Annotated in this window: 5 protein-coding genes; 3 read left to right on the top strand and 2 right to left on the bottom strand. The window is 71.7% G+C overall.

Annotated features, from left to right (window positions below):
- A partial coding sequence (locus ACTHMF_RS08460) for an ATP-dependent helicase (protein WP_440317088.1) occupies positions 1-1,618 on the top strand: 1,618 nt, incomplete at its 5' end.
- 20 nt (positions 1,619-1,638) lie between these two features.
- Positions 1,639-2,664, top strand: a complete 1,026-nt coding sequence (locus tag ACTHMF_RS08455; protein WP_440317087.1) for an FUSC family protein — start codon at positions 1,639-1,641, stop codon at positions 2,662-2,664.
- Positions 2,665-2,744: 80 nt separating this feature from the next.
- Here the strand turns inward: ACTHMF_RS08455 and ACTHMF_RS08450 are convergent, their stop codons facing one another.
- Both ACTHMF_RS08450 and ACTHMF_RS08445 read right to left on the bottom strand, forming a co-directional pair.
- Positions 2,745-3,572 carry an oxygenase MpaB family protein gene (locus tag ACTHMF_RS08450; RefSeq protein ID WP_440317086.1) on the bottom strand — a complete coding sequence of 276 codons (828 nt, stop codon included), beginning with the start codon at positions 3,570-3,572 and terminating at the stop codon, positions 2,745-2,747.
- A 93-nt stretch (positions 3,573-3,665) separates the two neighbouring features.
- Positions 3,666-5,177, bottom strand: a complete 1,512-nt coding sequence (locus ACTHMF_RS08445; RefSeq protein WP_440317085.1) for a hypothetical protein — start codon at positions 5,175-5,177, stop codon at positions 3,666-3,668.
- A gap of 235 nt (positions 5,178-5,412) precedes the next feature.
- On the opposite strand from ACTHMF_RS08445, the gene sucC reads away from it, so the two are divergent.
- The coding region (gene sucC, locus ACTHMF_RS08440; protein WP_440317084.1) for an ADP-forming succinate--CoA ligase subunit beta at positions 5,413-6,353 on the top strand (941 nt) is incomplete at its 3' end.

The raw sequence follows: 6,353 nt of genomic DNA, 5'->3' as shown, positions 1-6,353 counted from the left end.
CAACATCTCGAAGCTGAGGGACGCGGTCGGCGTGATCCCGAGCGCGTCGCTCACCGTCGTCGGCGACTCCGACCAGTCGATCTACGCGTTCCGCGGCGCGGACATCCGCAACATCGTCGAGTTCGAGCGCGACTTCCCCGGCGCGAAGGTCGTGCTGCTCGAGCAGAACTACCGCTCGACGCAGAACATCCTGAGCGCGGCGAACGCGGTGATCGCGAACAACTTCGACCGCAAGGACAAGAACCTCTGGACGGCGGTCGGCGACGGCGAGAAGATCGTCGGCTACACCGGCTACTCGGGACACGACGAGGCGCAGTTCGTGGCGGACGAGATCGAGAAGCTGCACGCGGCCGGCACGGACTACAAGGACATCGCGGTCTTCTACCGCACCAACGCGCAGACGCGTGCGCTGGAGGAGATCTTCATCCGCTCGGCGCTGCCGTACAAGGTGATGGGCGGCACCAAGTTCTACGAGCGCGCCGAGATCAAGGACGCGATGGCGTACCTGATCACCGTCGCGAACCCGGACGACACCCTGGCGCTGCGCCGCATCCTGAACACTCCGAAGCGCGGGATCGGGCCGGCCACGGAGACGCAGCTCGCGAGCTACGCCGAGGACAACGGGATGACCTTCCGCGAGGCGATGCGCGACGCCGGCTCGCTCGGCCTCGGCCCGAAGGTGACGGCGGCGATCCTGCAGCTCTCCGGCCTGCTCGACGAGGCCTCCGCGAAGGTTGACCCGCAGAACCCGGCCGGCGTCTCGCCGGTGGCCGACGTGCTGACCTTCCTGCTCGACGGCAGCGGCTACCTGGAGGTGCTCCGCAACAGCAGGGACCCGCAGGACGAGGCCAGGGCGGAGAACGTCGACGAGCTCGTCGCCGTGACGCGCGAGTTCGCGCGCAACAACCCGGAGGGGACCCTGGTCGACTTCCTGACCGAGGTCTCGCTGGTCGCCGCCGCCGACGAGATCGACGACTCGAGCGGTGCCGTGTCCCTGATGACGCTGCACACCGCGAAGGGCCTCGAGTACGACGCGGTCTTCCTCACCGGCATCGAGGAGGACCTGCTCCCGCACCGGATGTCCGCGAACGAGCCGGGCGGCCCCGCCGAAGAGCGCCGGCTGTTCTACGTCGGCATCACGCGCGCCAAGAAGCGCCTGTTCCTCTCGCTCGCGATGACCCGCGCGCAGTTCGGCGAGACCGCCGTCGCCATGCCCAGCCGGTACCTTCAAGAGATCCCCGCAGACCTCATCGAGTGGCGCCAGTCGCCGGGGGCGGCGAACGGCCGCGGTGGCACCCAGTCCCGTGCGCTCAACGCCCGCCGGCCCGGCCTCGGCAGCGGGTCGGGCGGTCGCTGGAACGAGAGCTTCGGCTCCGGGGGCTTCAGCGCGCCCGCCGAGCGGCCGAAGGCCGAGTGGCCGAACCAGGTCACCGGCAAGGTGCGCGACAACGGGGACCTGGAGCTCGCGGCGGGCGACCGCATCCGCCACGCCGACTTCGGCGAGGGCCGCGTCACGAACGTGACCGGCGAGGGCGCCAAGCGGGTCGCCCACGTCCAGTTCGAGAAGGTGGGCGCGAAGAAGCTCCTCATCAAGATCGCTCCGATCGACAAGCTGTGAGGGCCTCCGGGCTCTCGTCGATGAGCGTCGAGGTCGGTTTCCGGGCGGCGGCCGCGGTCGCCCTTCCCCTGCTGGTGCTGCTGGCCGTCGGGCGGCTGGACCTGGCCGCGTACGCGACGTTCGGAGCGTTCACGGCGCTGTACGGACGGAACGAGCCGTATCGCCTACGGCTGCGCAGCGTGAGCGTCGCCGGCGCCGCGCTGCTGGTCAGCATCGCGCTGGGCGTCGTCGTCGCCTCCCTGGGCGAGCCGCTGTGGCTGCTGGCGGTTCTGCTCGTCGTGGTCGTGGCGGGCGGAACGTTCCTCTCCTCCGGCTTCCAGCTGCTTCCCGCGCAACCGCTGTTCTTCGTGTTCGCGCTGCTGGTCTGTGCGGCCATCCCGACCCCGGCCGCCGAGATCCTGCCGCGCATCGCGCTCGCCGTCGTCGTGGCCGCGTTCTCCTGGCTGCTCACCATGTCGGGCTGGCTGGTCCGCCGCTTCGCGGCGCGTGCTGGCGACCGGGGCTCCCGCGCATCGGTGCTCCTCAAGGACCTGCGGCGCCGGCCGGCCGTCGACCGTACGGTGCTCACCGACCCGCGCGTGTGGCTGACCGTGGCGCAGAACGTGCTGGGCGTCCTGATCGCCGGGGGAGTGGCCGTGCTGTTCGGCTTCGGTCACGCCTATTGGGCGGTGGTGAGCCTGGTGGCGGTCATCCCGCCCGCCCGGGCTGCTCATTCGATCTCGCGCTCGCTGCACCGCATCATCGGAACAGTCGTCGGCGTCGGCGTCACGGCGGTCATCCTGGTGTGGTCGCCGCCGCCGATCGTCGTCATCCTGGTGATCGTCGTCTGCCAGTTCTTCGCCGAGATGCTCGTCGGCCGGCACTACGGGACCGCACTGGTCTTCATCACGCCGATGGCGCTCTCCGTGTCCCATCTGGCCACCCCGGCGCCGCTGAGCACGCTCGTGGTGGACCGGGTGCTCGAGACCGTGCTCGGCGCCGGAGTCGGCATCGTGCTCGTCCTGCTCGCGCGCTGGCTGGAGCGCACGCGCGGTCTGGCTCCCTGAGATCCCACCCTGCCCCGGCGAGCGTGTCCGGCCGGTACGTTGCGCGCGTTCTCGAGCGGGAACGGACGTACCGCGACGGGTCAGTCGGCCGGCGGCGCGGGCGCTGGCGCGGGGGCCGCGCGCCGCAGGCGCCGCAGGTAGGCGTCGCGGGCGGCGTGGCGCAGACGGAGCGGGAGCCGCGGGTACACCGCCGCGGTCAGCCGCATCCTCTTCTCGAACCGCGCGCGCTCCTTCTCGGTCCAGCGCAGCCGGAACTGATCCCGCACCGAGGGCGGCAGCAGCCCGGCGGTCACCAGTCGCGCGTCCGGCAGCAGGGCCCGCATCCAGAGCGGCACTCCGGATGGTTTCAGGATCTGCCGGGAGATCTCGAGCGTCGCTGCGTTGACCCGCAGCCCCGCGATCATGTCCTGCCAGTACACCTCGAAATCCTCGACGGTGGCCGGCCAGCGCTCGGCTGGCACCTGCAGGTTGATCCCCAGGCCGCGGAACTCCCGGTAGGCCGCCTCGGCCTCCCCGGCCGGCAATGCCCCGAACACGCGCGCGTGCAGGTCCAGCATCGTGCGGTACAGGGTCGCGGAGACCCAGAGCTGGAGGCTGGGATCGAAGGCGTTGTACGCCGGGCCGCTGCCGTCCTCCCGGCCGCGGACCGGGACGTGCGCCCTGTTCACCTGCCTGCGCACGACCGCGAACTCCTCCGGGGTCGCGAACAGTCCCGCCGTCAGGAAGGTCATGGTGGCGTGGAAGCGGTCCATCACCCGGTTGGCGAAGTCGCTGTGCTCCGCGACGCCCCTGCCGATGGCCGGGTGCGCGATCTGGAGCAGCAGAGCGCAGCCGCCGCCCGCCACCACGATGCTCTCGGCCGCGATGCGCCGCAGCGGGCTGGTCTCGGTTCGCCGATCCGTGTCCACCCGTCCATGCTGCCCGGCGCTCCTGAACGTGTGCGGTGCGCGCGCCGGTCAGCGCTGTCCCGGCGGGGGAGAGGGTGCCCGCGTGCCCCGTGATCACGGCCGCCTCCCGTCCTCGGCAGGGAGGAAGGTGGACCGGCGCAGTGGGCGGCGCGGCCGGCGGCGACCGAGCAGGACGAGGGCTATGCCGATCAGCGCGATCGCCCCGGCGAGGCTCGCGGGCAGCAGGACATCCGACGCTCCGGTGTCCGCCAGTCGTGCCGTGCGGACGACCGCAGGCGTGGCCGGTGTCGGCGTCGTCACGACAGGCGCGCGGGCCACGGTGACCTCGGACGCGATCCCGAACGCCGACTGCCACTCCCTGATGCGTCCGCCGCCCTGGTCGGACGGCGTCCGGGACGGGTCGATGCGTTCGGTCCACACGTAGTAGCCGGCGTCCGGGAGCTCGCAGCCCGGGGTGTCGTACTCGCCGGGGCCGGTGACGACCGTCTCGACCACGCAGACCTGCGGCGCCCCCTCGGGGACGGCGGGAGCCTGATGGACCGGATCGGCGAACGGCCCGTGCAGCGTGCTCTCGACGACCGCCTCGACCGGCGCGAGCCCGTCCTCGCTCCGCCGGACGCCCCACGACGGCAGCAGCCCGTCGCCGGCGTCCACGGAGACCGTCAGCCGGTCCGCGATCACCGTGCCCGGGGCGGCGGTGGCGGCGCTCGTGACCGTCTCGACGCGGGGCTGGAACGGCAGCGGTGACGGGCCGGACGCCGATGCCTCGCCGTGCGCCTCGGCCGTCGCCGGTGTCGCGACGAGCACGGCCTGCGCGTCGTCGCGCGGAACGGCGACGGTGATCGCGGAACCGTACGGCAGCGACTCTAGCGTTGCGTCGGCGGAGATCGAGACGGTCGGGTCCGTCCCGGTGGGATGGACGGGGATGTCGGTGCCGGTCCGGACGTCCGCCACGCTCGATCCGTCATCGAAGGTGGCCCCCTCGAGCGTCACGTGCGCAGCGTGGGCCCCCGGTGCCAGCTGCTCGGTCCCGCCGAGCCGGTCGACCGTCAGCTCGACGCGCAGGCGGCCCGCTCCGGTCTCCGCGAGCTCCATCACCAGGTCGGCGTGCACGCCGGTCGACGCCAGTCGCTCCGCCTCGTCCGCCATCTGCCTCGCCCGTGCGAGCACGGCGGCGGCGTCGCCCTCGGCGCGGGCGGCGACCTCCTCCGCCGTGTGGCCGCCGAGGCCGGCGATCAGCCAGGTCGCCACCTGGCCGGCGGCGGCGGTGAGCCGATCGCCCGTTCCCGCCCACGTCCGCGAGACGTAGGCGAGCCGGGCGGACTGCTCCGGGGTGTACCAGCCGAGCGAGGCGCCGTCCCGGTAGTCGAGCACGTGCCCGGTCGGGCTCTCCTTGCCGGCGTTCAGGCAGAATCCCTGCGTGCCGTCGTCGAGCCGGTAGGTGCCGAGCCACCAGCCGTCGCTGGACAGGTACCCCGGCCCGTGGCCGACGCCCGCGCGGGCGCGGGCGGGGGAGGCGGTCGCGACTCCGTTCACGACGGAGAGGAAGACGGCCAGCCCGGCCAGGGCGATGGACGTGATGAGGTGCGTCATTCGGTTCGTCATGCGCACCAGGCTCGCCGCGGGCGGAGAGCCGGAGGCCGCAGGCGGCGAATCTGTGGAGAAGCGGTCCGGCCGACGCGGCTGTGGGGGACCGACGGATTCGGGCTGTTCAGGCGGACGCGCTAAAGTTCTCCTGGCGAATTTATCTCGGCGTCGAGCTATTCTCCCGCCGTACCGCCCAGGAGATAACAGCCGGAAGCGTCACGAACGTGCCGGACCATCAGCGGATTGGATAACCGTGGATCTATACGAGTACCAGGCCAGAGACCTGTTTGAGAAGTACGGGGTCCCGGTCCTTCCGGGCATCGTCGCGGACACTCCGGAGGAGGTGCGGGCGGCCGCTGAGAAGCTCGGCGGCGTCACCGTCGTCAAGGCGCAGGTCAAGGTCGGAGGCCGGGGCAAGGCGGGCGGCGTCAAGGTCGCCAAGACCCCGGAGGACGCCGAGGAGGCCGCGAAGGCCATCCTGGGCCTGGACATCAAGGGCCACGTGGTGCGCCGCGTCATGGTCGCCGGCGGCGCCAGGATCGCCCGCGAGTTCTACTTCTCGGTGCTCCTGGACCGCGCCAACCGCTCCTACCTGTCGCTGACCAGCGTCGAGGGCGGCATGGAGATCGAGCAGCTCGCGGTGGAGAAGCCGGAGGCGCTCGCGCGCATCGAGGTCGACCCGCGCGGGGGCATCGACGGCGCCAAGGCGGTCGAGATCGCCAAGGCCGCCGGGTTCCCCGAGGAGCTCGTCGACAAGGTCGCGGACGTCTTCGTGAAGCTGTACGAGGTCTACACCGGCGAGGACGCGACGCTCGTCGAGGTCAACCCGCTCGTGCTGACCGAGGAGGGCGACATCATCGCCCTCGACGGCAAGGTCTCGCTCGACGAGAACGCCGACTTCCGCCACCCCGACCACGAGGCGCTCGAGGACAAGGCCGCCGCCGATCCGCTGGAGGCCAAGGCCAAGCAGGCCGACCTGAACTACGTCAAGCTGGACGGCCAGGTCGGCATCATCGGCAACGGCGCGGGCCTGGTCATGTCGACCCTGGACGTCGTCGCCTACGCGGGCGAGAAGCACAAGGGCGTCAAGCCGGCCAACTTCCTCGACATCGGGGGCGGCGCCTCCGCCGAGGTCATGGCCGCCGGCCTGGACGTCATCCTGAACGACCCGCAGGTCAAGAGCGTGTTCGTCAA

It is taken from the genome of Leifsonia sp. (assembly GCF_051955155.1).
Lineage (GTDB): Bacteria > Actinomycetota > Actinomycetes > Actinomycetales > Microbacteriaceae > Leifsonia.
The sequence above is the reverse complement of the archived record's forward strand: the minus strand, read 5'-3'. Positions and strand labels throughout refer to the sequence as shown.

What these genes read in the sequence shown, in the direction of transcription:
- ACTHMF_RS08455 (WP_440317087.1), top strand. Translation starts at nt 1,639, where the DNA reads ATGAGCGTCGAGGTCGGTTTCCGGGCGGCGGCCGCGGTCGCCCTTCCC.
- ACTHMF_RS08445 (WP_440317085.1), bottom strand. Translation starts at nt 5,177, where the DNA reads ATGACGAACCGAATGACGCACCTCATCACGTCCATCGCCCTGGCCGGG.